This window comes from Luteimonas notoginsengisoli (assembly GCF_042648885.1).
GTDB classification, from domain to species: Bacteria; Pseudomonadota; Gammaproteobacteria; order Xanthomonadales; family Xanthomonadaceae; genus Luteimonas; species Luteimonas notoginsengisoli.
Genome location: NZ_JBHRYF010000001.1, coordinates 1,024,942 through 1,050,453 on the forward strand (window position 1 = coordinate 1,024,942; position 25,512 = coordinate 1,050,453).

Here is a 25,512-nt window from a genome sequence, read left to right on the forward strand (position 1 = left end):
TCATTGGGCCAGCAGTGCGCGCAGGTCGTCGGGCAGGGCGGCCTTCGGGTAGCGGCGCTGGTATTCGCGCAGGCTGTCGCGCGCAGCGTCCGTCCTGCCCTCGGCGATAAGCTGGCGCACGCGCTGCAGCCAGGCTTGCCGGACCTGCGGGGAGTCGACCGAGGCCGGTGGCTGGTCGTCGAGCGGCTGGTCGCCGGCGTAGTCGGCGTCGCCGCGCTCGTCCTCTTCGGCGCGTGCGCCGCTGACTTCGACGTGGCCCAAGGCGCTGGCGTCGGCAGCGGCCGCCGCATCGGCCTGCCTGGCAGGCTGCGTGGTGGTGCCGGAGGCGACCTGCGCCGCGGGCGCGCCTCGGGCCGCCGTTTCCGAAGCCTTGGCCCGCTGCGCGCGTGCCTTGTCCTCGAACTCGACAGCGGGCCGGGCCGGTGCGCTGCCGGCAACCGGTCGCGGCGGCAAGGCGGCGGCGCGCGCCGCCGGCGCAGGTGGGGCGGGCGCAGGCGGGGGCGGGGCAGGTGGCGCCAGCTGCCGCAACTCGACGGGTGGGGAAGGCGTGCCCATCGGCGACGGCTCGTCGAACACCACCGGTGGCTCGGCAGGCGCCGGCGGCTCGGATGCGAACGTCTTCGGCTGCGCACCCGCTGTGGTCCGGGCTTCCGCGGACCCTCCGGTTTCGGCAGGAGTGGGTTCCATCATCGGCACGGCGGACGCGGAAGCGGCGCTGTCGGCTGCCGCCGGCGCGGCTTCAGCGACCGGCTGCGCCACGACGCGCGCGGCCTGCTGCGCCGGGCGCGGCGCCGCATCAGCGGAAGGTCCCGACGCGGCGCGTGGCGCTTCGGAATAATCCACCTGCAGCTCGTCGACCGGACGCAGCTGCCAGGCCAGTCCGCCGACGATGACCAGCGTGGCGGCAGCGCCGAAGGCCACTGGCCAGCGTCGCGGCCTGCGTCGCGGCGGACGATGCGCGGGAGCGGCCGCGGCCGCACGGAGCGCTCCGTCCGCCGCATGCGCAGCGGCGAGGATGCGCGCGTCGAGCGCCGGTGAAGGCTCGCCTTGTGGGCCGAGGCGGGCAAGGCGATCGGCCAGCGCGCGCTCCTCGGGCGTGAGTGCGTCGTCGCGGTGGTGCGGAGCTCCGGATCCGATGCTCATCCGGCGTCCCCCAGGCGCGCGCGCAGCTTGTCCATCGCGTAGCGCAGGCGCGATTTCACCGTTTCCCGGCCGACGCCGGTGATGGCACCGATCTCTTCCAGGGTCAGCTCCTGTTCCAGGCGCAGAAGGATCACCTCGCGCTGCTCTTCCGGCAGCTCGTCCAGCGCCAGCTGCATGCCCCGGCGCTGCTCGAACTCGGACAGTGTGCGTTCCGGCGTGTCGGGATCGGGTATGCGCGCGGTGCGCTCGTCGGCGTTCTCCGGCGCCGGCGGGCGGTACTGCTGGGACCGCCAGTGGTCGGCGATGCGGTTGTGGGCGATCCGGTACAGCCAGGAAGAAAACGAGGCCTCCGGTGTCCAGCCCGCGCGGGCCGCGATCACGCGTTGCCAGATGTCCTGGAACAGGTCGTCGGCCAGCGCGCCGTCGCGCAGCTGGCGCAACAAAAAGCGGTACAGGCGGGTGCGGTGGCGCGCGTAAAGCTGCTCGAACGCGGTCGTCCGCCCGGCCGCGTACGCCAGCATCAGCGTCTCGTCGCTGGCCTCGTCGCTGGCTTGGGCATCCGGGGTGGCGACATCGTTCATTGGCGGCAGGTTAAGCGCTGCCGCCGCGCAGGAGAAGCCCGGCGCCGGCCCACGACGCCGGATCGCGACCGCGTTCATGTGGACGCACCGTTCATTCCGGAAACAAACGACCATGGGCGCGGGCCGGGGTTGCCGGCAATGGAAAAAGCGCCCGTTATCCTGAATGATGGCGGGCGGGGAAACAGCGGCGTGCGAACCTTGGTGCAGACAACGAGAACCGCGGCGCCGGAAGGCGGGGCTTCCGGCCTTGCCGACCTGCTGGCCGCGACGCTGCCCACCGGATCCAGGCTTGCCGTGGCGTGGAGCGACGTGCGCATCGACGGCGGGCTCTCGCACACCGCCGACGCGCCAGCGGCCCTGGTCGCCCGGGCCCGCGACTCGCTCGAGCATGTCGTGCCCGACGGCGTGGACGCCGAGGTCATCGATGCGTGGAGCGATGCCGGCACGCGCATCGCCCTGGCTGCCCGCCTGTCGCAGCCGCTGGCGCCGGAATCGCGCAAGCCCTGGCTCGAACTCGCGCGCCGCACGATCGGCGCCACGCTTGCCGCTGCACAGGCCCAGACCCGGATCGAATCGCTGCAGAAATCCGAGCGCCTGCAGCAGGCGCTGTACGAGATCGCCGACCTGGCCGGGTCCGGGCTGGAAATGCAGGACATGCTCGGGCGCATCCACGACGTGGTCGGCGGGCTGATGCCGGCCGAGAATTTCTACATCGTGCTGTACGACGACATCCGCGAAACGCTGCGCTTCCTGTACTTCGCCGACCAGCGCGACCCTTACGTGGCCCAGCCCGACGAGGAGCTGCGCCTGGACTCGATGGACAACAGCCTGACGGTGGCCCTGCTGCGGCACGGGCAGCCGCTGTTCGGACCGTCAAAGGAAATCCGCAGCAAGCTCGGGGTCCCCACCGACCAGAACCATGGCCCGGACAGCGCCGACTGGCTCGGCGTGCCGATGCGACGCGAGGGGCGCGTCAGCGGCGCGATCGTGGTGCAGAGCTACCTGCAGGCCTCGCGCTACACGCATGAGGACCGCACCCTGCTGGAGTACGTGGCCCAGCACATCCTGACCGCGCTCGACCGGCGCCAGGCGCGCGAACAGCTCGAGCGCCGCGTCGACGAGCGCACCCGCGAGCTGCAGCAGGCGAACATGGTGCTGCAGGCCGAGATCGTCGAGCGCCAGCGCGCCGAGAAGCTGCAGCGGGCGCTGTACCGGATCACCGAACTGTCGGTCACCGCGGGCAGCCTGGAGCGCTTCTATGCCGACGTGCATTCGATCGTCGACGAGCTGCTGTACGCGCGCAACTTCTACATCGCGCTGCTGTCGGCCGACGGCGAGCACATCGAGTTCCCGTACTCGGTCGACGAGCGCGACCGCAGCCGCGAATCCCGCCACCTTGCCAGGGGCCTGACCGAATTCGTGCTCTCGACGGGGGCGCCGCTGCTGGCCGACCGCGCGACCATCGCCGACCTCGAGGCCAGCGGCGCGGTGCGCAGCTTCGGGCCGCTGGCCCACTGCTGGCTCGGCGTTCCGCTCAAGCGCGAGGACGCGGTAGTCGGGGCGATCGTCGTGCAGAGCTACACGGCGGACATCAGCTTCGTTCCCCGCGACCAGGCGCTGCTGACGTTCGTCGCCCACCACATCGACGGTGCGCTTGCGCGCAAGCGCGCGCAGGAACACCTCAAGGCCGCGCACGCCGAGCTCGAGTTCCGCGTCGAGGCGCGCACCGGCGAGCTGGAGAACGCCAACCGCGAGCTGCGCGCGCAGATTGGCGAGCGCGTGCGCGCCGAGCAGCGGCTGACCCACCAGGCCCGGCATGACAGCCTCACGGGCTTGCCGAACCGCGTCCTGATGCTCGAGCGGCTGGACGCGGCGATCGCCCGGATGAGCGACCCGCAGCGGCAGCGTTTCGTCGTGCTGTTCCTCGACCTGGATCGCTTCAAGCTGGTCAACGACAGCGCCGGGCACGCGGCGGGAGACGAGATGCTGGTCGAAGCCGGCCGCCGCATCGCGGGATCGCTGGGCGAGGGGACCCTGGTCGCGCGACTGGGTGGCGACGAGTTCGCCGTGCTGGTGGAGGAGGTCGGCGACCACGCGGCCGCCGAGTCGCTGGCCGCCACCTTGCTGGAAGAGCTCGGCAAGCCGATGTGGATCGCGGGACGCGAGCTGTTCCCCTCCGCCAGCATCGGCATCGCCTTGTGGGAGCCGCGCTACCTGCAGGGCGAGGACATGCTGCGCGACGCCGATGCGGCGATGTATCGCGCCAAGGCGCACGGCCGCGACCGCAGCGCGCTGTTCGACGAGGAGATGCGCGCCGAGGCCACGCGCCTGCTGGACCTGGAGGCGGACCTGCGCCGCGCGATCCTGGCCGACGCGTTCGTGCCGCACTTCCAGCCCATCGTGCGCCTGTCCGACGGCGAGGTGGTCGGCAACGAGGCGCTGCTGCGCTGGAACCACGAGTTGCACGGTCCGCTGCCGCCGGGGGCGTTCATCGGCGTGGGCGAGGACAGCGGGCTGATCGAGCAGGTCGACTGGCTGATGTACCGCCGCGTGTTCGACTGGATGACCCGGCACCGCCACGGCTACGTCTCGATCAACGTCTCGCCGCGCCACTTCCATTCCGAAACGTTCGCCGAACGGCTGCTGCAGATGCTCGACGACGCCGGCGCCGACCCGAGCCGGCTGCGGATCGAGATCACCGAAGTCGCGCTGCTCGACGACGCGCCGCGCATCCTGCGCATGCTCAACGGGCTGCGCAATCGCGGGGTGCTGGTTTTGCTGGACGATTTCGGCACGGGTTTCTCCGCGCTGTCGTACCTGCACCGGTTCCCGATCCAGGCGCTGAAGATCGACCAGAGCTTCGTCGCCGGTCTCGGCGGCGAGATGCACGCCGAAAGCCTGGCGCTGGTGCGCGCAATTCTCGCGCTGGCCGGCACGCTGGGCATCGACGCGATCGGCGAGGGCATCGAGACGGCGGCGCAGCGCGACATCCTGCGCCAGCTGGGGTGCGAGTTCGGGCAGGGCTACCTGTATGGACGGCCCTCGCCCGAGGCGCGCGGCTAACCTGAAGGCCCAAGCGTAGCCGGGGTGGCCGGGCAAGCCACTTTCTTTGCTTGCCCAACGAAGCCCGCAGAGAAGGACACCCCGCCTGCGCTGCGCAGGTCAGGGTGTGCTTGCGACACGCTGCTCCCCATCTCTCGAATCCCTGGTGGGAGGCGCCTTCGCCCGCCGGCCGCTAGTCGGCCACCACCGCCTCGCGCCGATCCGCATCGACGAGCGCCTGCGCAGTTTCGACCAGTCCGACGAACTCCGCCCGCTGCGGGTTGCCATCCTGCACGCCGCGCGCATTGCGCAGGATCTCGTCCCAGCTCCAGCCGCCGATCCGGGTGCCGCCGCGCAAGGCGTCGGCGTAGGCGGCGACGGTCGCGGCGAAACGCAGGGTGTCGCTGGGCGTCGTCCGCAGTGAGGAACGCGCGATCGGCGTGGTGATCAGGCGGCTGCCATCTTCGCCGGGCCGCTTGTAGCGCAGGCGGAGATGGGCGACCTCTTCCGCGCGCGTCCCGCTCGGCCGTGCCCCGGCGGGTCCGGATGCGGCGCCGTAACGCAGTACCGGCAGCTGTTCGGCGCCGGAACCCACCGGCGTGATCTCGTACAGCGCGGTGACCTCATGGCCGGCGCCGATGTCGCCGGCGTCGACCTTGTCGTTGGCGAAATCCTCGTTGCGCAGCACCCGGTTCTCGTAGCCGACCAGCCGGTACTCGGCGACCAGCGCGGGATTGAACTCGACCTGGATCTTGACGTCGCGGGCGATGGTCAGCAGCGTCGATCCCATTTCCTGCACCAGCACCTTGCGTGCCTCGGAGAGGCTGTCGATGTAGGCATGGTTGCCATCGCCCACGTCGGCCAGCTGTTCGGCCAGGGCGTCGTTGTAGTTGCCGCGGCCGAAGCCGAGCGTGGTCAGCGCGATGCCGGCCTTGCGCTGGTCGGCGACCAGCGTTTCCAGCGCGCCCTGGTTGACCGTGCCGACGTTGAAGTCGCCGTCGGTGGCGAGGATCACGCGATTGACGCCGCCTTGCACGTAGCCCTGCTTCGCCATCGCGTAGGCCAGGCGGATGCCGTCGCCGCCGTTGGTACTGCCACCTGCTTCGAGGCGCTCGAGCGCGGCGAGGATTTCCCCGCCACGGTCGCCGGACGTCGGCGCCAGCACCAGCCCGGCCGAGCCGGCGTAGACGACGATGGACACGTGGTCCTGCGGACGCAACTGGTTAACCAGCTGCTTCATCGACTGCTTCAGCAGCGGCAGCTTGTCCGGGGTGTTCATCGATCCGGACGTGTCGATCAGCAGCACCAGGTTGGCCGGCGGCAGCGTCGCCTTCGGTACGTCGTAGCCCTTGATGCCGATCATCAACAGCTGGCGCTTGCCGTTCCACGGCGCCGGCGCGAGCTCGGTGGTCACGCGGAACGGCACATCGAGCGAATCCGGCCCGGCGTGGCCGTAGCGGAAGTAGTTGATCATCTCTTCGGCGCGGACCGCGTCGACGGGCGGCCTCGTGCCCTCTTGTAGCATCCGGCGCACGTTGGCGTAGCTGCCGGTGTCGACGTCGATGGAGAACGTCGAGACCGGCTGTTCGCTGGTGCGATGCACGGGATTGTCCTCGCGGACGGCGTACTTCTCGGTGTCGGCCGGCTGCGGGCTTGGAATCTGCACAAGCGCGGGGGAGGATGCGTACGCGCCCATCGCCGCGACGTCGGCCAAGGCGATCGGCGCGGACGCGGCTTGCGTGCGTCGGTGCAGGCTGGCCTGGGCAGATCGACCCGCAGTCGCTTTTGCTTCTGCTGCCTCCTGCGGCGGCGGCGAGGGCGGCATGGGCCACGCGGCGGCTTCAGCGCCGGGCGCAGGGCGCGCCTCGTCCTGGCTGACGGTGGAACATCCGGCGATGGCCATCGTGCCGAGCAGGGCGGAAGCAAGAACGTGGCGTTGCATGTGGGCGTCTCCCGTGGTGGTCACGACGGGCAAACGCGCCGCTCGGACGGTTGGGGTTAAGCGCGAAGTCGGCGGATGCGGCAGCGTCGCCATGGCGACCATGCGGAGTAGGCCACCGCGCCCGCACATGGCCGGCAGGGCGGACTGCGTTGCGGCTTGCGTGACCAGCACGCGGAACGCGGCCTTCAGGGTCGACACTCGATGCGTGCCCGGGTTTGCACCACTTGTCCCGTCGAAATCCCATCGGTCACGGTGACATCCCGGACTGTCGCCGCCTTCGCCGAAGGAGGAAAACAACGCTGCGGTGGCGGATGACACGCGTCCACCGCCGCAACATTCCTCAGTTCCCCCGCGAGGTGTGCCGTGAGATCGCTTCCCTGCTTCAACCGCCGCAGCCTGCTCGCCCTCGTCGTCGCCGCGGCGATGGCGGCCGCGGCCACGCCAGCCGCCCTTGCCGCTGCTGCCCAGGGCGGGGACGGTCCGCGCTACCTGGTTTACGTGCCTTCGCGCTCGGCCGCGGTCGACCATGCGGCCAACGTGCGTGCGTTCGAGGACAACGGGTTCACCGTGGTCACGCTCGCCTATGCGGGCGAGGACGCATTGGGCTATGCCCGTCGCGTGCGCGACGAAGTGCACGGGCTGATCGCCACCGGTGTCGATCCCGATGCGATCACCGTCGTCGGTGCTGGCACCGGCTCACCGGTCGCCGCGCTTGTCTCGGCGACCAGCGCCGACCGCCGCATCCGCTACGCACTGCTCGGCAACTGCGACGAGCGCCTGGCCGACGCCCCCGGCTTCCACATGAGCGGGCGGGTGCTGGGGATTCGCGATGCGGGCGACCGGGCTTCGCAATCCTGCAGGCGACTTTGGCAGGACTCCCCCAAGCTCGTCGAGCGCCGTGACGTGGTGCTGCACACCGGTCATGGCGCGACGCTGTTTGACGCGCCGCGCGCGCAATGGATCGTGCCGCTGGCCGAATGGAGCCGCGGCGGACACGTGGCGGTGGGCGAGATGAAGGTCGCGGCGATGCCCTGAAGGTCGCGTCGCGGGCAAGTCGCGTCGCTGTGCGACCGGCGCCGCACGCAGCGCCGCCTTTGGCCTCACGCCGGGTCGCGGATCACCAGCAGCCTCGGCTCGGTCATGTCCTCGATGGCGTAGCGCACGCCTTCGCGACCGAGGCCCGAATCCTTGACCCCGCCGTAGGGCATGTTGTCGACGCGGAAGCTGGGCACGTCGCCGATCACGACGCCGCCCACATCGAGGCGATCCCAGGCACGCATCGCGTGGGCAAGACTGCCGGTGAACACGCCGGCCTGCAGGCCGAACTCGCTGTCGTTGACCCGTGCCAGCGCGTCGTCGAAGTCCTCGAACGACTCCACCCCGGCCACCGGCCCGAAGGCCTCCTTGCGGTACAGGTCGGCGTCGTGCGGCACGTTCTCCAGCAGCGTGGCCGGCAGCATGTTGCCCTTGCGGTCGCCGCCTGCAAGCAGCTTCGCGCCGCCCTTCCTTGCGGCCTTGATCCAGGACTCGACGCGTTTGGCCGCCTCCTCGTCGATCATCGGGCCGATGAAGGTCTTCTCCTTGCGCGGATCGCCCATGTCCAGCTTCGCCACCGCCGCCTTGAGCCTGCGACGCAGCTCCGCATAGACGTCGGCATGGGCGAAGATGCGCTGCACGCCGATGCAACTCTGCCCGGACTGGTAGTAGGCGCCCGACACGATGCGCTCGACCACGATGTCGAGTTCGAGGCCCGGATCGCGGTCGACGATGCAGGCGGCGTTGCCGCCCAGTTCGAGCACCACCTTCTTCTTGCCGGCACGGGCCTTGAGGTCCCAGCCGACCAGCCCGCCGGTGAAGCTGAGCAGCCGGATGCGCTCGTCCTCGACCAGCAGGCCGGCGTCGTCGTTGCTGCACGGCAGGATCGAGAAGGCGCCTTTCGGCAGGTCGGTTTCGGCCAGCACCGCGCCGATGATCAGCGCACCGATCGGCGTCTTCGCCGCCGGTTTCAGCACGAACGGGCAGCCGGCGGCGATTGCCGGCGCCACCTTGTGTGCCACCAGGTTGAGCGGAAAGTTAAACGGCGTGATGAAGGCGCAGGGCCCGACCGGAACCCGCTTCACCATGCCGCGATAGCCGCGCGTGCGCCTGGAGATTTCCATGTCGACGATTTCGCCGCCCAGGCGGGTGGCTTCGCCGGCGGCAATCCGGAAGGTGTCGATCAGCCGCGTCACTTCGCCGCGGGCGTCCTTGATCGGCTTGCCGGCTTCGATGCACAGGGCGAGCGCGAGTTCCTCATGGCGTTCGGTGAAGCGGGCCACGCAGTGTTCGAGCACGTCGCGACGCGCGTCGTGCGCAAACGCAGCCATCGCCGGCGCGGCCTTGGTGGCCGCCGCGATCGCCTTTCGCACCGTCGCGGTGTCGGCGAACGCCACGCGCGTCGCACGCTTCCCGGAGTATTTGTCCAGCACTTCCAGGTCGGTGTTGGCGGCGACCGCCTTGCCTGCGAGGTAATAGGGATAGGTCTTGTCGAGCATGGCGATCTCCTTTGCCCCAGCATCCCGTGGCCCGCGTTAACGCCGGGTTTGCAGGCGTGTCGTTGCGGCTGCTTGCACGATCGATTTGCAACACGGCTTTGTAGGAGCGGCTTCAGCCGCGAGCTCTTGCTCTTTACCTGCGAAGGCGGGCAGGGTCGCGCCTCCCTCGCAAAGGCATGGGGGAGGCCAGGTTTGCTCCCTCCCCTGCGAAGGCAGGGAGGGCCGGGGAGGGGTGCCTTCGGGATCAGCCCGAACCGTGACCACCCCGTCCCCACGTCCCCAGCCTTCGTAGGGGGAGGAACCACGGCAAAGCTCGCGGCTGAAGCCGCTCCTGCAAGAGCGTTGCCCACACGACGCTCTGCAGCTGCACTTGCACGGCTGCTAGGAAGAACCGGCCCCTTCGACGCGCACGCGCAGCGTGCCGTCGGCCAGGCGCGCATCCAGCGGGTCGCCGACCCGCGCGTCGCCCAGCGTGCGCACCACGCGCCCGTCCTCGTGCTGAAGGATTGCGTAGCCGCGCGCGACCGTGGCCAGCGGGCTGACGGTTTCGAGCGAGCGCGCCAGGCCACGCAGGCGCAGGGCATCGCGCTGCAGTCGCCTGGCAATCGCCGCCTGCGGCCGCGGATGCAGCATGGCCAGGCGTTCGCGCAGCGCGGCCAGCCGGCGTCGGGGCGCCATCGCGCGCAGCACCGCTTCGGCATGCCGCAGGCGCGCCCGCCTGCGCTCTTCGCGCGCATTGAAGGTGCTGACCAGCCGCTGCATGGCGACCTCCTGCCGCGCCCGCAGCTGCTGCAGCCGCGCCTGCGGGCGCAGCGCGTTGAGCCGCAGCGCCGCGCGGTCGGCACGCTGCATGGCGTCGCGCAGGCGCCGCAGGTGATGGGATTGCAGGCGCTGCTGCAGCGCGCGCAGGCGCGCGACCAGATCGGCGCGCTCGGGCACCAGCAGCTCGGCGGCCACCGATGGGGTGGGTGCCCGCAGGTCGGCGGCGAAGTCGGCGAGGGTGAAGTCGGTTTCGTGGCCCACCGCCGACACCACCGGCACCGTCGACGCGGCGATCGCCCGCACCAGCGCTTCGTCGTTGAACGACCACAGGTCCTCCAGCGAGCCGCCGCCGCGTGCCACCAGCAGCGCGTCGAAGCGCCCGCTGGCCGCCGCGCGCTGCAGCATCGACACCACCTGCGCGGCGGCGGTGGCGCCTTGGACCTGCACCGGCAGCACCTCGACCTCCAGCAGCGGAAAGCGCCGCGCGAGCACGCTCAGCACGTCGCGCACAGCGGCGCCGGAAGGCGAGGTGAGCACGCCCAGGCGGCGCACGTAGGCGGGCAGGGGGCGCTTGCGCGCGGCGTCGAACAGGCCCTCGGCCTGCAGTTTGGCCTTCAGCTCGTCGAACGCCCGCCGCAGCGCGCCTTCGCCGGCTTCCTCCATCGAATCGAGGATCAGCTGGTAGTCGCCGCGCGCCTCGTACAGCGTGAGACGGCCGCGCGCGAGCACCCGCTGCCCGTCGCGCGGCTGGAACCGCAGCCACTGGCTCTTGGGCTTGAACAGGGCACAGCGCACCTGGGCGCGCGCGTCCTTGAGCGTGAGATAGACATGTCCCGACGCGGGCCGCGACAGGTTGCAGATCTCGCCCTCCACCAGCACCAGCGGAAAGGCGTCCTCCAGCAGGTTGCGCGCCAGCACGTTGAGCTGGCTCGGGGTCAGGACGTTATCGGTCGGCGCGGGCATGGGCACAGGATACCGGCCCGTGTCGCACGGCCGGAGAAATGGCGCCACGCGCGTGGAAGCAGCCCCGCCACTGCGCCGTGCGCGTGTCGGAAGCTTCGAGGCTGACCGCGCTCCTGGCGCTTGCCAGCCCTAGGCAGCGATTGCGACCAACGGCGCGGTTGGCAGGGCGCGTGCTGCGATTCGGCGCCAGCAGCGAGCCCGTACGCGTCGGGCCGCACCGGCGCAACGGGCCAACGCCGATCGGCCACCACGCCGCCAAGTCCGCCAGACCGACTAAAATGGCGCCATGAATGCAGATCCCGCCGCCGTCCACGCCATCGTCCAACCCCTGTCGGGCTGGGCGTTCGGCCCCGCGCCGCGCCGCGGCACCCGCCAGGTGCGGGTCGGCAACGTCCTGGTCGGCGGCGACGCGCCGGTGGTGGTGCAGTCGATGACCAACACCGACACCGCCGATGTCGCCTCGACGGTGAAGCAGGTCGCCGAGCTGTGGCGCGCCGGGTCCGAGGTGGTCCGCGTCACCGTCAACAATCCCGAATCCGCCAATGCGGTGCCGCGCATCGTCGAGAAGCTGGCGATGATGGGCATCGAAGTGCCGGTGGTCGGGGATTTCCACTACAACGGCCACCAGCTGCTCGCCAACGAGCCGGCCTGCGCCCAGGCGCTGGCCAAGTACCGCATCAACCCCGGCAACGTCGGCTTCGGCAAGAAGCGCGACACCCAGTTCGCGCAGCTAATCGAGTTCGCGCTGCAATACGACAAGCCGGTGCGCATCGGCGCCAACTGGGGCTCGCTCGACCAGTCGCTCGCCACCCGGCTGATGGACGAGAACGCGCTTCGCGCCGATCCCTGGGACGCCGGCCGCGTGCTGCGCGAGGCGCTGATCCGCTCGGCCCTGGACTCGGCCGCGCGCGCGGTGGACCTGGGCCTGCCGGCCGACCGCATCATCCTCAGCTGCAAGGTCAGCGGCGTGCAGGAGTTGATCGCCGTCTACCGCGACCTCGCCCAGCGCAGCGACTTCGCCCTGCACCTGGGCCTCACCGAGGCCGGCATCGGCAGCAAGGGCATCGTCGCTTCGAGCGCCGCGCTGGCGGTGCTGATGCAGGAAGGCATCGGCGACACCATCAGGATCTCGCTCACGCCCGAGCCCGGCGCATCGCGCACCCAGGAAGTCGTCGTCGCCCAGGAACTGCTGCAGACCATGGGCCTGCGCGCGTTCACCCCGATGGTCACCGCGTGCCCCGGCTGCGGCCGCACCACCAGCGAGTTCTTCCAGGAGCTGGCCAAGGTGGTGCAGGAGCACGTGCGCGCCAGGATGCCCGAGTGGAAGATCACCCATCCCGGCGCCGAGCACATGACGCTGGCGGTGATGGGCTGCGTGGTCAACGGCCCCGGCGAATCGCGCCACGCCGATATCGGCATCTCGCTGCCCGGCACCGGTGAGGCGCCCGCCGCGCCGGTGTTCATCGACGGCGAAAAGTCCGTGACCCTGCGCGGCGCCAACATCGCCCACGAGTTCGTCGATCTCATCGACGGCTACGTCGAACGTCGCTACGGCCGTGCCGCCCAGCCGGCCTGAGCCGCCGATCGAACGCCCGTCGCGCGCGCTGCGCGAGGAGACCCGTGCCGGCGCCTCGTTCCTGCGCCGCCACGGCTGGCCGCTGCTGCTGCTGTTCGCCGGCCTGCTGCTGCCGCTGTGGGGATTCGCCGAACTGGCCGACGAGGTGCGCGAGGCCGAAGGCTTCCCCTTCGACGAGCCCATCCTGCTGGCCGCCAACGCGATGGCCCGCTCGGGCTTCGACCAGCTGTTCCTGCTGTTCTCCGCGACCGGCTACCTGTACGGCGTGGTGCCGGTCGATATCGCCCTGGTGCTGGCGCTCGCGCTGCGTCGCCGCTACCGCGAAGGCGTGTTCGCCGCCGTCGCCACCGGCGGCTCGGCGCTGCTCAACCTGGCCGCCAAGCAGGCCTTCGCCCGCGACCGTCCCAGCCTGTGGGAATCGATCGCGCCCGAGCACAACTACAGCTTCCCCAGCGGCCACGCGATGGGCTCGATGACCCTGGCCGTCGTCCTCGTGCTGCTGGCCTGGAACACCCGCTGGCGCTGGCCGGTGTTCGCCGCCATGGCCGTGTTCGTGCCGATGGTCGGCCTGTCGCGCGTGTACCTGGGCGTGCATTACCCGTCCGACATCCTCGCCGGCTGGGCCGCGGCGGTGGCGTGGACGGCGGGGGTGTACCTGATGGTGTTTCGGTGGGGAGGGCGGCCTTGGCGCAATGGCGCCGACGTCGTGCAGTAACCGGACCAGCGTCACAACCCGCTGCAGCAGTTGGCGCAATCGCGCTGGCTAGCCGTGCCCGGCATTGAAAGCTGCAAGCCCCGACGCTTACAGTTCAGGCAGGGATGAATCGGGGGCGTGGCCGGGATGCTGCGAAAGCTGTCGTTGTTTGCCTTGTCCGCGCTGGCCGTGTCGTTGCCGGCCTCGGCGCTGGATATCGAGCGCATCGAACTCAAGTCCGGGATCGGCCAGCCGTTGCTCGCCGAAATTCCGGTGGTCTCGGCGGACCGGGATGACCTTCGAAAACTGCAGGCGCGGCTGGCGTCGCCGGCCACGTTCGCGCGCATTGGCCTCGAGCGCCCGCGTGGCGTGGTGGCGAGCCTGCAATTCCAGGTGGCGCGCAACGCAGGCGGAAAGCCGGTCATCCGGGTTACGAGCGCCGCGCCGGTCGAACAGGAGTTCCTGACGTTCCTGATCCAAGTGGACTGGGGCGACGGGCGCATGGTGCGCGAATATTCCGTGTCGCTGTCGGCGCCGGACGCGATTGCGTCGCCGATGCCGCCACCGGTTGGGTTGCCGGAGGCCGGCGCGCCAGGCCTCATTGCGCGCGCTGCGCCGCCGGTGGCGATTCCATTGGCGGCGGATGTCGATGCCGGCGTGCCCAACGCATCGCGCGTTCCGGCGCAGCCGGTTCCGCTGGCCGCGGGGGCGACGGTGAAGCGGTCCGCACCGTCGCCCAACGTTGCGACAAAACTGGCCGCCAACGTTGCGACAAAAGCGGCTGCGGCAACGCCCGCGCCGCGCACTTCTTCCCGGACGCCAGCGACACCGGGCCCCGCACGCGCGCCATCCCCCGGCGACTATGGTCCGGTCCGGACCGGCGACATGCTGTCGAAGATCGCGCGCGACTATGTCGACGATCGGCACGATTTGAACCAGGCGATGCTGGCCCTGCTTCGGGTCAACCCGGGCGCATTCATCGGCGGCAACATCAACCTTCTCCGGCAGGGCAGCATCCTGCGCGCGCCCGCGGAAGCCGAGCTGTCGGGGTACGACGCCGCTGAAGCGGCCGCAATGGTCCAGGAACACATCCGCAGTTGGCGCGAAGGCAAGCCCGTTCCCCAGCAGCCGTCGGCGTTGCCGACGCTGGCGGAAGCCCCGTTACCGCCCGCGATGAAAGCGCCCGTGCCACGCGTCGCGCCCGCGCGCCTCGAAATATCGCCGGCGCCTGATGAGGTCGAACGCATGGCTGCGCTGCAATCGGGCGCCGCGCGCGATGGGACCGGGGATGTGCTCCTGAAAGTGGCTGCGGCATCCGCCGAATCGCAGGCCATGCGCAGCGCGGAATTCCGGAAATTGCGCGCACGCATCGCAGAGCTGGACCAGCTGCAGCGCGAGCAGCAGGCGGTGCTCTCCCTCAAGGATGCCGAACTGGCGGCGCGGCCCGCGGAACGTGTCGCGGCGTGGCCTTGGCTGGCCGCGGCTTTCGCGGTCCTGCTTCCACTGGCGTGGTGGCTGGGACGGCGTGGCGCAGGAGCGCGAATGCTCGCTGCCAGCGGCCCCAGCCCGCTTGTTGCGAACGCCGGTGAGGCAGGACGCGACAGCGGGTACGGCAAAGACGCGAACGGCCCGCAAACCGATGGGGTGGGGCGCCCGCATTCGTCCGCACCTGCCTGGCATCCGGGAATCCGTGATGCGGCACTGGAAGGTCCCTGATGCGCTCAGGGGCGACGCGGACCGCCGGAGCCCGAGGGAGTGCGCGATGAGCGAACACGCGCATCCGATCCAGACGATGGGCGGCTACCAGCTCGTTGCACTGACGACAGGCGAGACCTACGACCCGCGCGACGTCATCGCCTTCGTGGTCATGACGATGTCGGGCGCACGGCTGCATTACGAGCACACGCTCGAGGACGCGAGGGCTTGGCTGGAGCGGCTGGTGGCCGAGGACGTGGCGTCGCCGCGCAAGCTCCGGCCGCGGTCGCGGAAAGCGCGGACTCCACGTTAGCGCCCAGGTTCGGCACCAACGTAAAAGGGGAAGGGATCAGCATGCAGTTCGAACGGAAGAAACTCGGCTTCGCGCTGTTCGTCACGGTGCTCGCACTGGCGGCGGGCGCCTATCTGTCCGGCTTCCTGGCGCTTCTCTTTCTCGAACTCAACACCAATGCGGCCGGGCTCGGAACCTACTACGCCTATTTCAAGGCACTGGGCATGCCGCAGGTGGCGCCCTATGCCGGGCGGATCAGAATCGCGGGCTACGTCGGCTTCGGCCTGCCGCTGCTTGCCTGCGCCGCGCTGCTGGTGCTGATCCTGAGGCCGTCGAAGCAGTCCCTGCACGGCAATGCGCGCTTCGCGACTGCCGGTGACCTCGCGAAGCACGGTCTGTTCAAGGAGTCGGACACCGGCCTGATCGTCGGCAAGCACAATGGCAGTCTTCTGCGCCTGGGCGGGCAGCAGTTCGTGATCCTGGCCGCGCCCACCCGCTCGGGCAAGGGCGTCGGCATCGTCATTCCGAACCTGCTCGACTATCGCGAATCAGTCGTGGTGCTGGACATCAAGCAGGAGAACTTCGAGCTGACCAGCGGCTGGCGGGCCTGAGCGTCATGGTCGCCATCGCGCTGAAGATGGTGCTGGCTGTGTCGGCCGCCTTCTGGGTCGGCAAGTTCACCGGGGCTTCCACGGAAGGCGTCAACAGCATGGCGTTGCAGCAAGGCGGACTCGGCTTGATCCTGACGGCTCTGATCGTGACCGCTCCGCCGATGGCCGCAGCCTTCTTCCAAGGCATGCTGGGCGCATTCACCCCATATACCGCCTTCAGCAGTGATGGTGGCGCCAGTGCCTCGCGAAATGGTCGTTGGGGGGGCGGCAACAGTTTCCCGCCGGGACATGGTGGGAATCCGGGTGGGGTGCAGCCGACGTCACAGAATAATCAGCATACTTCTCAAGGCGGGGGGCACAACACCAGTAGCTATGCATCGAGCGTCAGTAGTCGAATGTCCGGTGCGGATAATTCAAGTTCTGCTCAGCATGTTGTACCTAGGAGAGATTTCAAGCCATCGGAGATATGACATGAGGGCTGTTCTTTCAATTATATTCACGCAATTGCTAACTATCGCTAGCAGTGGCGCATGGGCGCAGACAGCATGCCCGCAAGGGGTTGCTTCCGGTAGTGCGCAGTGCGGGCCGTCAACCATGATTGAACCGGCTTCCACTATTGCACCTCCTGCCTCCCAGATCCGATGGGCTGATAGCTGGGGTGGAATGGCCTCAGACGTTGAGAATGGAATTTCCGGGATCGTTACAGACCTGCCAAGCAAACGGCGTGCGAAGCGTGCCGCTATCGAGGAATGCAAGGTTCGCGGCGGCGTGGAGTGTGTGGTTGCTATCACGTACAAAAATCAATGCCTTGTAGTGGTGGACGGGAACAAGAGTTACATTGTGAGTTCTCCTACAATCGGGCGGGCCACGAGGCTGGCTATGCAAGATTGTGTGAAGGGTGGCGGAACTGATTGCCATGTTTACTATTCTGGATGCAGCACAGCCAAGAGAATTCAGTGATACATCTGATGTCCTGATTTAGCGTCGACGTTAAGAGTGAATGTTTTTTCGCGACATCATGGACGGATGACTTATGGGGGCGCCGACGGGTGTCAACAGCATGGCGTTGCATGTGGGTGGACTGATGTGTGGCTCCTACCAATGGCCGCAGCCTTCTCCATCTCTGATAATGGAGTGACGCGTCTTGGTGAGCGGGTATCGTAAGAGCTTAGGCCTGCGTTGCATGCATTAGCATTTTCAAGCATCGATTCGATCGATGTCGGCGAGAGCCAGAATGCTTTACAGGACTAGATCAAGCGCCTCGCTTTCCGGAGCCGTCGATTTGACACCCGGTCGGCAGACCATACCTAGGAAAGATTTCAGAACAACAGAGGTGTGGGATGAGAAGTGAGGTCATCGTTGCAGCGATTCTGCTAGCACTATGCGATGCTGCATTTGCACAAACAGCATGCCCGCAAGGTGTTGCTGGAGGTAGTGCGCAGTGTGGTCCGTCATCGCTGGTAGACCCCAGTGATTCTTCTTACGGCTCTAGTGCGCCATCCTTACCTCAAGAGAAATGGGCCGATAGTTGGGGGGCAATTGCCGCCGATGGAAATGGCGTTGTGGGAATCGAGACGGATTTTCCAAGCAAGCGAAAAGCCAAGAAGGGGGCAGTTGCCGAGTGCAAGAAGCGTGGAGGAGGAAATTGCAAGGTGTGGCGCACTTTCGTGAATCAATGTGCGGCCGTGATCGCTGGAGAAGGACTTTCGGCGACGGCCAGTGCTCCAACTAAGAGGGAGGCTATCGATCTGGGGATGGAACATTGTCGCGGGGATGGCGGAGGGGATTGTCGTTTGTACTGGTCTGGCTGTAGTCATGCTTGGAGGGTTTGGTAGTTGAGGGGAGCGCGCTTTCGGTAGCCCCTCGCTTCTAGTAGCGACTTGATCTGGAGTTGAGTCGCCCCGAATCGGTGTGCATCTGTAGCACACGCTGACTTAAATCCAGTGGCGTGATTGAGCATCGCTCGATCGATGAAGGTGGCGGCGAGGGCTTGTTCTCAGGCGCGAAGCGCCAGCTTCTGGCCCAACTGTACGTGGACTTCGGCAGACAGATTGCCAGCCAGCTCGGCCACCCCCTCCGGCAGCAGCACGATCACCGTCGACCCATAGTTGAACCGCGCCATTTCCTCGAACCGCTCCAGCATGATCGGCTCGCCCTCGTCGCCGGTGCGGTAGTCCTTGACCGTGATGGTGCCGCCGTAGGCGGGGATCTCTTCGCCGCTCCAGACGGTTTCCACGCCCGAGACCAGTAGGGCGCCGACCAGGACCACGGCCATCGGGCCGAAGTCGGTGTCGAAGTGGCAGACCAGGCGCTCGTTGCGGGCGAACAGGCGCGGGATGCGGCGCACCGCGTCCGGGCCCACCGAGAACAGGCGCCCGGGTACGTGCACGGTTTCGCGCAGGGTGCCGGTCCAGGGCATGTGGACGCGGTGGTAGTCCTTCGGCGACAGGTAGACGGTGGCGAACAGGCCGTTGGCGAACGGTTCGGCGGCGTCCTCGTCGCCGAGCAGTTCGGCGGCGGTGAACGACTGGCCCTTGGCCTGGAAGATGCGGCCGTTGTCGATGCGGCCGCACTGGCTGATGCGGCCGTCGGCGGGCATCAGCAGGGCGCGCGGGTCGGGGTCGGCCACGCGCACGCCTTCCTTCAGGCCGCGGGTGAAGAAGGCATTGAACGTGGGGTAGGCCTCCGGGTCCGGGTGCATGGCTTCGGACAGGTCCACGCCGAACTTGCGCGAGACCGTACCGATCAGCCAGCGCTTGAGCCGGACGTTGTCGGAGTACGCCAGGCGGCGCGCCAGCGAGGACAGCAGGCGGTGGGGCAGGACGTAGGTGAGGCTGGTGACGAGGCTCATGGGGGGTGTTGTATCCGAAATACGAGCAGACGGGCGTGGGGGCGGTGGGTGTTGTGTTGGGGCGCGGAGGAATTGGCGACTGGCGGTCGTGCGTGCTGTTCCAGTGTGGCGATGCCGCGGGTTGGCTGGCGGGGCGAATCGGAACGATGAAGGCTGGCGCGTGCACGTGCCGTGGCAGGCGCGATGCCGGTGGAACCGGCCAGGAACAATCTCGGCAGAACGCGCCGCTGCAACAGCTCGCCCGAAGCCGCTCCCACGAGGAGCTCGCGGCTGAAGCCGCTCCTACAAGAGGCCCGGAGGTCGCCAGCCTGCCCGTGGAAGGAGTGCATCGTTGGGAGCGATGCCAAACCCGGTGCGACGGCACCCCTTTCTCAGGTGCCCGGCACCTCGGGCTTGCGCACCTGCAGCGGCTGAGACCGGGCCGCGCTATTTGAAGGAGGCCTGGCTCAAGGCGGCGAGGTCGGCGGCGATGGCCTTGGGCTGCAGCGGCGGCTGGATGATGCCGGCCATGCGGCCCTGCGGGTCGAGCACGGCGAGCGTGGCCGAGTGGTCGATGGTGTAGCTGTCGGCCGGGGCGCCTTCGGCGGCCGGGACCTTGGCGAACACCAGCGACAGCGAGCGGGCGAAGTTCTCCAGCGCGGGCACGTCGGCGGTCGCGGCGAGGGTGTCGCGGTGGAAGGCATGGGCGTACTCGCCGATGCGGTCGGGGTCGTCGCGCTCGGGGTCGACCGAGACGAACAGCACCCGCGGCCGGGTCGATTCGGGCAGCGCTTCCCACTGCTTCTGCGCCTGCGCAAGTTCGGTGAGCGTGGTGGGGCAGACGTCCGGGCAATAGGTGAAGCCCAGGAACACCAGCGTCCAGTGGCCCTTGAGCTCGCCCGGCACCAGCGGGGTGCCATCGGACTGCCGCAGCGCGAACGCGGGCAGCTCGCGCGGCTGCGGCAGCAGCGTGGTCGTCTGCATCGCCGGTCCGGTGGGCGCCGGCGCGGCGAAGAACTTCTGCGAGGCCAGCAGGCCGAGGCCGGCGGCGACGGCGATGACCAGGACGATGAGGGTGGTGCGATTGAACATGGCGGCGGCGCTTCTTCACGCGATACTTGAAGTGCGGCCATGATAACCGCGCCACCGTTATACTTCCCGGCCCGGCCGACCTGCCGTGCGCGCCCGCCGCCATGACCGACGAACTGCATACGATCATCGACCTGATCCGCTACGGCGCCAGCCGTTTCAACGCGGCGGGGCTGACGTTCGGCCACAGCTACGACAACGCGATCGACGAGGCCACCCAGTTGGTGCTGCATGCGCTGCACCTGCCGCACGACCTCGGCCCGGCCTACGGGCAGGCCCACGTGACGCTGGCGGAGAAGGAAGAGGTCCTGGCGCTGTTCCTGCGCCGGATCGAGGAGCGCATCCCGGCGTCCTACCTCACCGGGGAAACCTGGTTCGCCGGCCTGAGCTTCCGCAGCGACCCACGCGCCCTGGTCCCGCGCTCGCCGATCGCCGAACTGATCGAGGCCGGCTTCGAGCCCTGGCTGGGCGGGCGCGAGGTGCGCCGTGCGCTGGACCTGTGCACCGGCTCGGGCTGCATCGCCATCGCCATGGCGCACTACAACCCGGACTGGCAGGTGGACGGCGCCGACCTGTCCGACGACGCGCTGGCGCTGGCCGCCGAGAACAAGGCGCGGCTGCAGACCGACAACGTCAAGCTGATCAAGTCCGACCTGTTCTCTGGCCTCTCTGGGCGCCATTACGAACTGATCGTCACCAATCCGCCCTACGTCACCAATGACGAGACCGACGCGCTGCCCCAGGAGTATTCGCACGAGCCGGAGATGGGCCTGCGCGCGGGCGACGACGGCCTGGACCTGGTGCTGCGGATCCTGCGCGACGCGCCGCTGCACCTGAGCGAGGACGGGCTGCTGGTCTGCGAGGTGGGCGAATCCGAGCGTGCGCTGGTGAAGCTGCTGCCGGACGTCGAGTTCGCCTGGATCGAGTTCAAGGTCGGGCAGATGGGCATCTTCGCGGTGGAATGCGCGGAACTGATTGCCCACCACCCGCGCATCCGCGAGCTGGCCGCCGCACGCGAGCCGCGGCCGGCGGAGGCGTCGGGCGCGCTGTTTTGAGCGCCGCGGAGCCTCGTGCGGTCTTGCTTTCCCCCCCTTTGAAAAAGGGGGGCAGGCGGAATTTGCTTTGTGCTGAAGGGCCAGAGCAAATCCCCCCCAGCCCCCCTTTTTCAAAGGGGGGAGCAAAAGCAGGGGAGTGGGCTTGAATACGTTCGGCCATCTGTTCCGCGTCACCACCTTCGGCGAATCGCACGGGCCGGCGATCGGCTGCGTGGTGGATGGCTGCCCGCCTGGCATCGCGATCGCGCCGGAGGACTTCGCCCACGATCTCGCCCGCCGCGCCACGGGCCGCACCCGCCACACGTCGGCGCGGCACGAGGCCGACGCGATCGAGATCCTGTCGGGCGTCTACGAAGGCCGCACCACCGGCACGCCGATCGCGCTGCTGGTCCGCAATACCGATGCGCGCAGCAAGGACTACGACCGCATCGCGCAGCAGTTCCGGCCCGGCCACGCCGACTACACCTACTGGCAGAAGTTCGGCACCCGCGATCCGCGCGGCGGCGGGCGCTCGTCGGCGCGCGAGACCACGATGCGCGTGGCGGCCGCGGTGATCGCGAAGAAATGGCTGGCCGAACGCTACGGCGTGCGCGTGCGCGGCCACCTGGCGCAGATCGGCGACGTGCTGCCGCGCGCCCATGACTGGCGCAATCCGGACTGGAGCGCGGTCGAGGCCAATCCGTTCTTCTGGCCCGATGCGGCGCAGGTGCCGGAACTCGAAACCTTCATGGATGCGCTGCGCAAGTCCGGCGATTCGGTCGGCGCGCGCGTCGCCGTGTTGGCCGACGGCGTGCCGCCCGGCTGGGGCGAACCGGTGTACGGCAAGCTCGACGCGGAGCTTGCCGCGGCGATGATGTCGATCAACGCGGTCAAGGGCGTGGAGATCGGCGACGGGTTCGCGTCGGTGGCGGCCAAGGGCAGCGAACACCGCGATGCGATGACGCCCAATGGATTCGAGTCCAACCACGCCGGCGGGATCCTGGGCGGCATCTCCAGTGGCCAGCAGGTCGTCTGCTCGGTGGCCTTCAAGCCGACCTCGAGCCTGCGGCTGCCGGTTGATGGCATCGACGTTGAAGGCCACGCGGTGGAGATCGTCACCACCGGCCGCCACGATCCTTGCGTCGGCATCCGCGCCACGCCGATCTGCGAGGCGATGCTGGCGCTGGTGCTGATGGACCACGCGCTGCGGCACCGGGCGCAGTGCGGCGACGTGGGCGACGTTGCACCGCGGATCCCGGCTTGAAGCGAAGCTTGGCCGTCGCTGGCGTGCCGCAAATCGTGGCCGCAGGCTGGCCGACTCCTGAAGTTGCAATCCACAGCCACCTGGCCAACATCGCGCGCGGCGGGCTGATCGATGAAGGCGCGCTGGCGACGCCGCCTTGCGGCGTTCGCCTCGCGACGGCAGGGCCGGACGTGTTCGAAGGCCAACCGACAGTCACCTCGCGCCCGCTGGCGCACGGCAACGTGGTGCCAGAGCCGCGCATCGCCGGCGCAACTCTCTCGACGCGGCGCGCAATGGTGGCACCGGCAGTGGATAATCCCGTCGCGGCGATGGGATTCAGGCCGGGCGCGGGCAGTTCGCCGAGCGCGATCGCCGCGAAACAGGCTTCCCGGTAGGAGCGGCTACAGCCGCGATCTCTTTCGCCCGGCCGTTGCCGGAGCGAAGGTTAGCGGCTGAAGCTGCTCCTGCAAGGACATTGCATGCAACAACATCGGCCCGACGGCCGGCAGGAACAATCGATGGGCAGGCAGTACAAGGTTGCGGTCGTGGGTGCCACCGGCGCGGTGGGCGAGGTCATGCTGGCGGTGCTCGAAGAGCGCGGCTTCCCGATCGGGGAGCTGGTCGCGCTGGCCAGCGAACGCTCGGTCGGCACCAAGGTGGCGTTCGGCAACCGCCAGCTGCAGGTGCAGGACCTGGCGAGCTTCGACCCGGCGGGCGTCGAGATCGCGCTGTTCTCCGCCGGTGGCGCGATCTCGAGGGAGTACGCGCCCAGGTTCGCCGCGGCCGGCGCGGTGGTGATCGACAACTCCTCGGCCTTCCGCCAGGACGCCGACGTGCCGCTGGTGGTGAGCGAGGTGAACCCGGAAGCGGCAAAACATCGCCCGCGCGGCATCATCGCCAACCCCAACTGTTCGACCATGCAGCTGCTGGTCGCGCTGGCGCCGATCCACCGCAAGGCGGGGATCGAGCGGATCAACGTCGCCACCTACCAGTCGGTCTCGGGCACCGGGCGCAAGGCGCTGGAAGAGCTCGGGCGGCAGACAGCGGGACTGCTCAACTTCCAGACGGTGGATCCGGAGGTCTATCCGGTGCAGATCGCCTTCAACGTGATCCCGCACGGCGGCGACTTCACCGACAACGGCTACACCACCGAGGAGATGAAGCTGGTCGACGAGACCCGCAAGATCCTCGGCGACGATACGATCCGCGTGAATGCCACCGTGGTGCGGGTGCCGGTGTTCTACGGCCATTCCGAGGCGGTGAACATCGAAACCCGCGACAAGCTGACCGCCGCCGAGGCGCGCCAGCTGCTGCAGTCGGCGCCGGGCGTGGAAGTGGTCGACGAGCCGGTCGATGGCGGCTATCCGACCCCGGTCACCCATGCTTCCGGCCACGACCCGGTGTACGTCGGGCGCATCCGCGACGACCTCTCGCACGAGCGCGGGCTGAACCTCTGGGTGGTCTCGGACAACATCCGCAAGGGCGCGGCGCTCAACGCGGTCCAGATCGCCGAGCTGGTGGCCGGTGAAGGCTGAAGCGTTGCGGATCGACGGGCGCGGCGGCTAGAGTCGGGCCATGAACCGGGGGAATGGCGTGACCAGGACACTGCACAAGGCGTGCCTGCCGTGGCTGGCGCTGCTGCTCATCGCGCTGGCGATGCCGGCGTTTGCGCTGGGGCTCGGCCAGATCACGGTCAAGTCGCAGCGCGGCGAGCCGCTGCTGGCGGAAATCGCGATCGTGTCCAACGATCCGGGCGAGCTCGAGAACCTGCAGGTCCGGCTGGCATCGCCGGAGACCTTCGCGCGGGTGGGGCTGGAGCCGCCCGGCGGCACGGTGACCGGGCTGCAGTTCCGCGTCGCCCTGGATCCGCAGGGCAGGCCGGTGATCCGCGTCACCAGCGCCGCGCCGGTGGACGAGTCGCTGCTGACCTTCCTGCTGGAAGTGGATTGGGGACAGGGGCGGCTGGTGCGCGAATACTCGGCGCTGCTCGACGCGCCGCGAACGGTTTCCGCGCCCGCGCAGCCGCCGATCGAGGCGCCGGTCGCCGCGCCGGGCAATGCCATCGTGCGCGAGCCCGTCGCACCGGCCCCGGCCCCTGCGCCGGAACCGCCGCCGGCCGCCGCGCCGACGCCCCAAACCGCGCAGCCGGCCGCGCAGCCGGCTACGCCGGTGGCCACGGAGCAGGCCAGCGAGGCGCCTGCGCCGGGGAACGCGATCGAGCCGACCGCGGTCCCGGTTCCGACGCCGGCAGCGCAGTCCGCACCGCGCGCGCAGCCGGTTGCCGCGACCCCGGGGGAATACGGACCGGTCCGGATGGGCGACACGCTCGGCAAGATCGCGCGCTCGGTCGATCCCGATGGCCACTCGCTGGACCAGGTGATGCTGGCGCTGCTGCGCGCCAATCCCGACGCGTTCATCCAGGGCAACGTCAACCTGATCAAGGCCGGCGCGGTCCTGCGCGTGCCCGGTTCGTCCGAGCTGTCGCAGTACAGCGCGCGCGAGGCGCGGGCGATCGTGCACGAGCAGATCGGGCAGTGGCGCGAGATGCGCAAACCGGCGACGCAGCCCGCGGCCGTCGCCGCCGGTGATGCAGCCGAGGCGGACGGCGCCCCGGCGGCCGCCGGATCCGCCGCGCGTACCGCGGACGCGCGGCTGGAAATCGTACCGCCGTCCAGCAAGGACGCGCGGCAGGCGGGAACACGATCCGGCACCCAGGCCGGCGGCGAGGGCGACATGCTGCAGGAACTGCAACAAACCAAGGAAACCCTGGCGGCGCGCGACGCCGAAGTGCAGGACCTCAAGACGCAGGTCGCGGAACTGGAGAAGCTGCGCCAGGACCAGCAGCAGCTCATCGCACTGAAGGACAGCAAGCTGGCCGAGACGCAGCAGGCCCTGGCCGCGCGCCAGGCCGAGGCGGCCACGCAGGCGCCTTCGACCGCGACGGCCCAGGGCGGCACGCCGGTCTGGCCGTGGGCGCTTGGCGCGCTGCTGGTGGTGGCGCTGCTGGCGTGGCTGCTGATGCGGGGCAAGGCTCCCGCGCCGAAGCGTCCCGCGTTCGACACTTCGCGGCTCGCGGCCGGGATTCCTTCGCCGGTGGTGACGAAGCGGCCCGAGGCCGCAGTCGTGCCCGCCGCACCGGCGCCATTGGAAGCCGCAGGTTCGCCGACCTGGCATGCCGGGGCAGCAACGCCTGCCGCGGCCGCGCCAAAGCCCCCGCCAGCGGTGGATCCGGCGCCGGCGCCCGTGCGTACGCCGGCTCCCCCGGCACCCGCCGCAGCGGCCCCGGTTGATGCGGCGGTCGATGAGGACGAGCCGGCGGCCGTCGGCCACGACCGCATCGAACTGGCACGCGCCTATATCGAGCTGGGCGACGTGGACACCGCGCGCGGCCTGCTGCAGGAAGTGGCCGACGGTGGCGACGCCGCGGCGCGCGGCGAGGCGGCGCGGCTGCTGCGCGAGCTGGTCTGAGGCGGCCGGCGGG

At 69.3% G+C, this 25,512-nt stretch carries 21 protein-coding genes and 1 pseudogene; 15 read left to right on the top strand and 7 right to left on the bottom strand.

Annotated elements, in window-relative coordinates:
• A complete protein-coding gene (locus ACFOM9_RS04795) occupies positions 1 to 1,143 on the bottom strand; it encodes a hypothetical protein (RefSeq protein ID WP_386706708.1) in 1,143 nt (380 codons plus the stop codon).
• Positions 1,140 to 1,724, bottom strand: a complete 585-nt coding sequence (locus ACFOM9_RS04800; RefSeq protein WP_386706711.1) for an RNA polymerase sigma factor — start codon at positions 1,722 to 1,724, stop codon at positions 1,140 to 1,142. The genes ACFOM9_RS04795 and ACFOM9_RS04800 overlap by 4 nt, the downstream gene beginning before the upstream one ends.
• A gap of 201 nt (positions 1,725 to 1,925) precedes the next feature.
• On the opposite strand from ACFOM9_RS04800, the gene ACFOM9_RS04805 reads away from it, so the two are divergent.
• Positions 1,926 to 4,787, top strand: coding sequence for an EAL domain-containing protein (locus ACFOM9_RS04805; RefSeq protein ID WP_386706714.1), 2,862 nt, complete (start codon positions 1,926 to 1,928; stop codon positions 4,785 to 4,787).
• Positions 4,788 to 4,959: 172 nt separating this feature from the next.
• Here ACFOM9_RS04805 and ACFOM9_RS04810 read toward each other — a convergent pair whose 3' ends face one another.
• Positions 4,960 to 6,708 carry a YfbK domain-containing protein gene (locus ACFOM9_RS04810; RefSeq protein ID WP_386706717.1) on the bottom strand — a complete coding sequence of 583 codons (1,749 nt, stop codon included), beginning with the start codon at positions 6,706 to 6,708 and terminating at the stop codon, positions 4,960 to 4,962.
• Positions 6,709 to 7,071: 363 nt separating this feature from the next.
• On the opposite strand from ACFOM9_RS04810, the gene ACFOM9_RS04815 reads away from it, so the two are divergent.
• Positions 7,072 to 7,743 carry a hypothetical protein gene (locus ACFOM9_RS04815; protein ID WP_386706720.1) on the top strand — a complete coding sequence of 224 codons (672 nt, stop codon included), beginning with the start codon at positions 7,072 to 7,074 and terminating at the stop codon, positions 7,741 to 7,743.
• 65 nt (positions 7,744 to 7,808) lie between these two features.
• Here ACFOM9_RS04815 and ACFOM9_RS04820 read toward each other — a convergent pair whose 3' ends face one another.
• Together ACFOM9_RS04820 and xseA are read right to left on the bottom strand one after the other, a co-directional pair.
• Positions 7,809 to 9,242, bottom strand: a complete 1,434-nt coding sequence (locus tag ACFOM9_RS04820) for an aldehyde dehydrogenase family protein (RefSeq protein ID WP_386706723.1) — start codon at positions 9,240 to 9,242, stop codon at positions 7,809 to 7,811.
• Positions 9,243 to 9,623: 381 nt separating this feature from the next.
• Positions 9,624 to 10,967, bottom strand: a complete 1,344-nt coding sequence (gene xseA / locus ACFOM9_RS04825; protein ID WP_386706726.1) for an exodeoxyribonuclease VII large subunit — start codon at positions 10,965 to 10,967, stop codon at positions 9,624 to 9,626.
• Positions 10,968 to 11,253: 286 nt separating this feature from the next.
• Between xseA and ispG the strand changes: the two genes are divergently transcribed.
• From ispG to ACFOM9_RS04865, 8 genes and pseudogenes are all read left to right on the top strand, one after another.
• Positions 11,254 to 12,543, top strand: coding sequence for a flavodoxin-dependent (E)-4-hydroxy-3-methylbut-2-enyl-diphosphate synthase (gene ispG / locus ACFOM9_RS04830; protein ID WP_386706729.1), 1,290 nt, complete (start codon positions 11,254 to 11,256; stop codon positions 12,541 to 12,543).
• Between the two features lie 7 nt (positions 12,544 to 12,550).
• Positions 12,551 to 13,258: a phosphatase PAP2 family protein gene (locus ACFOM9_RS04835; RefSeq protein WP_386707348.1), complete on the top strand. Its 708-nt coding sequence runs from the start codon at positions 12,551 to 12,553 to the stop codon at positions 13,256 to 13,258.
• Between the two features lie 126 nt (positions 13,259 to 13,384).
• Entirely contained in the window at positions 13,385 to 14,953 is a 1,569-nt protein-coding gene (locus tag ACFOM9_RS04840; protein ID WP_386707351.1) for a type IV pilus assembly protein FimV, read from the top strand.
• Between the two features lie 46 nt (positions 14,954 to 14,999).
• Positions 15,000 to 15,245 (top strand): hypothetical protein, encoded by a 246-nt coding sequence (locus ACFOM9_RS04845; protein ID WP_386706731.1) that lies wholly within the window; start codon positions 15,000 to 15,002, stop codon positions 15,243 to 15,245.
• A 41-nt stretch (positions 15,246 to 15,286) separates the two neighbouring features.
• Positions 15,287 to 15,832, top strand: a pseudogene (locus tag ACFOM9_RS04850) (type IV secretory system conjugative DNA transfer family protein); the annotation flags it as partial.
• A gap of 8 nt (positions 15,833 to 15,840) precedes the next feature.
• Positions 15,841 to 16,305 (top strand): hypothetical protein, encoded by a 465-nt coding sequence (locus ACFOM9_RS04855; RefSeq protein WP_386706734.1) that lies wholly within the window; start codon positions 15,841 to 15,843, stop codon positions 16,303 to 16,305.
• A gap of 193 nt (positions 16,306 to 16,498) precedes the next feature.
• Positions 16,499 to 16,795, top strand: coding sequence for a DUF4189 domain-containing protein (locus ACFOM9_RS04860; protein ID WP_386707354.1), 297 nt, complete (start codon positions 16,499 to 16,501; stop codon positions 16,793 to 16,795).
• A 380-nt stretch (positions 16,796 to 17,175) separates the two neighbouring features.
• Complete coding sequence (locus ACFOM9_RS04865; RefSeq protein WP_386706737.1) at positions 17,176 to 17,670, top strand: DUF4189 domain-containing protein; 495 nt, start codon at positions 17,176 to 17,178, stop codon at positions 17,668 to 17,670.
• A gap of 161 nt (positions 17,671 to 17,831) precedes the next feature.
• Here the strand turns inward: ACFOM9_RS04865 and asd are convergent, their stop codons facing one another.
• Entirely contained in the window at positions 17,832 to 18,686 is an 855-nt protein-coding gene (gene asd, locus ACFOM9_RS04870; RefSeq protein ID WP_386706740.1) for an archaetidylserine decarboxylase, read from the bottom strand.
• 426 nt (positions 18,687 to 19,112) lie between these two features.
• Positions 19,113 to 19,757 (bottom strand): SCO family protein, encoded by a 645-nt coding sequence (locus ACFOM9_RS04875; protein WP_386706743.1) that lies wholly within the window; start codon positions 19,755 to 19,757, stop codon positions 19,113 to 19,115.
• 101 nt (positions 19,758 to 19,858) lie between these two features.
• Between ACFOM9_RS04875 and prmB the strand changes: the two genes are divergently transcribed.
• The 5 genes from prmB to ACFOM9_RS04900 all read left to right on the top strand — a co-directional run bounded on the left by prmB (position 19,859) and on the right by ACFOM9_RS04900 (position 25,499).
• A complete protein-coding gene (prmB, locus tag ACFOM9_RS04880) occupies positions 19,859 to 20,809 on the top strand; it encodes a 50S ribosomal protein L3 N(5)-glutamine methyltransferase (RefSeq protein WP_386706746.1) in 951 nt (316 codons plus the stop codon).
• 136 nt (positions 20,810 to 20,945) lie between these two features.
• Entirely contained in the window at positions 20,946 to 22,052 is a 1,107-nt protein-coding gene (gene aroC / locus ACFOM9_RS04885) for a chorismate synthase (protein ID WP_386706749.1), read from the top strand.
• An 8-nt stretch (positions 22,053 to 22,060) separates the two neighbouring features.
• A complete protein-coding gene (locus tag ACFOM9_RS04890; RefSeq protein ID WP_386706752.1) occupies positions 22,061 to 22,426 on the top strand; it encodes an NAD(P)-dependent oxidoreductase in 366 nt (121 codons plus the stop codon).
• A gap of 123 nt (positions 22,427 to 22,549) precedes the next feature.
• Positions 22,550 to 23,566, top strand: coding sequence for an aspartate-semialdehyde dehydrogenase (locus tag ACFOM9_RS04895; RefSeq protein WP_386707357.1), 1,017 nt, complete (start codon positions 22,550 to 22,552; stop codon positions 23,564 to 23,566).
• Between the two features lie 58 nt (positions 23,567 to 23,624).
• On the top strand, positions 23,625 to 25,499 hold the full coding sequence (locus tag ACFOM9_RS04900; RefSeq protein WP_386706755.1) for a FimV/HubP family polar landmark protein: 1,875 nt from the start codon (positions 23,625 to 23,627) through the stop codon (positions 25,497 to 25,499).
• Positions 25,500 to 25,512: the final 13 nt, after the last annotated feature.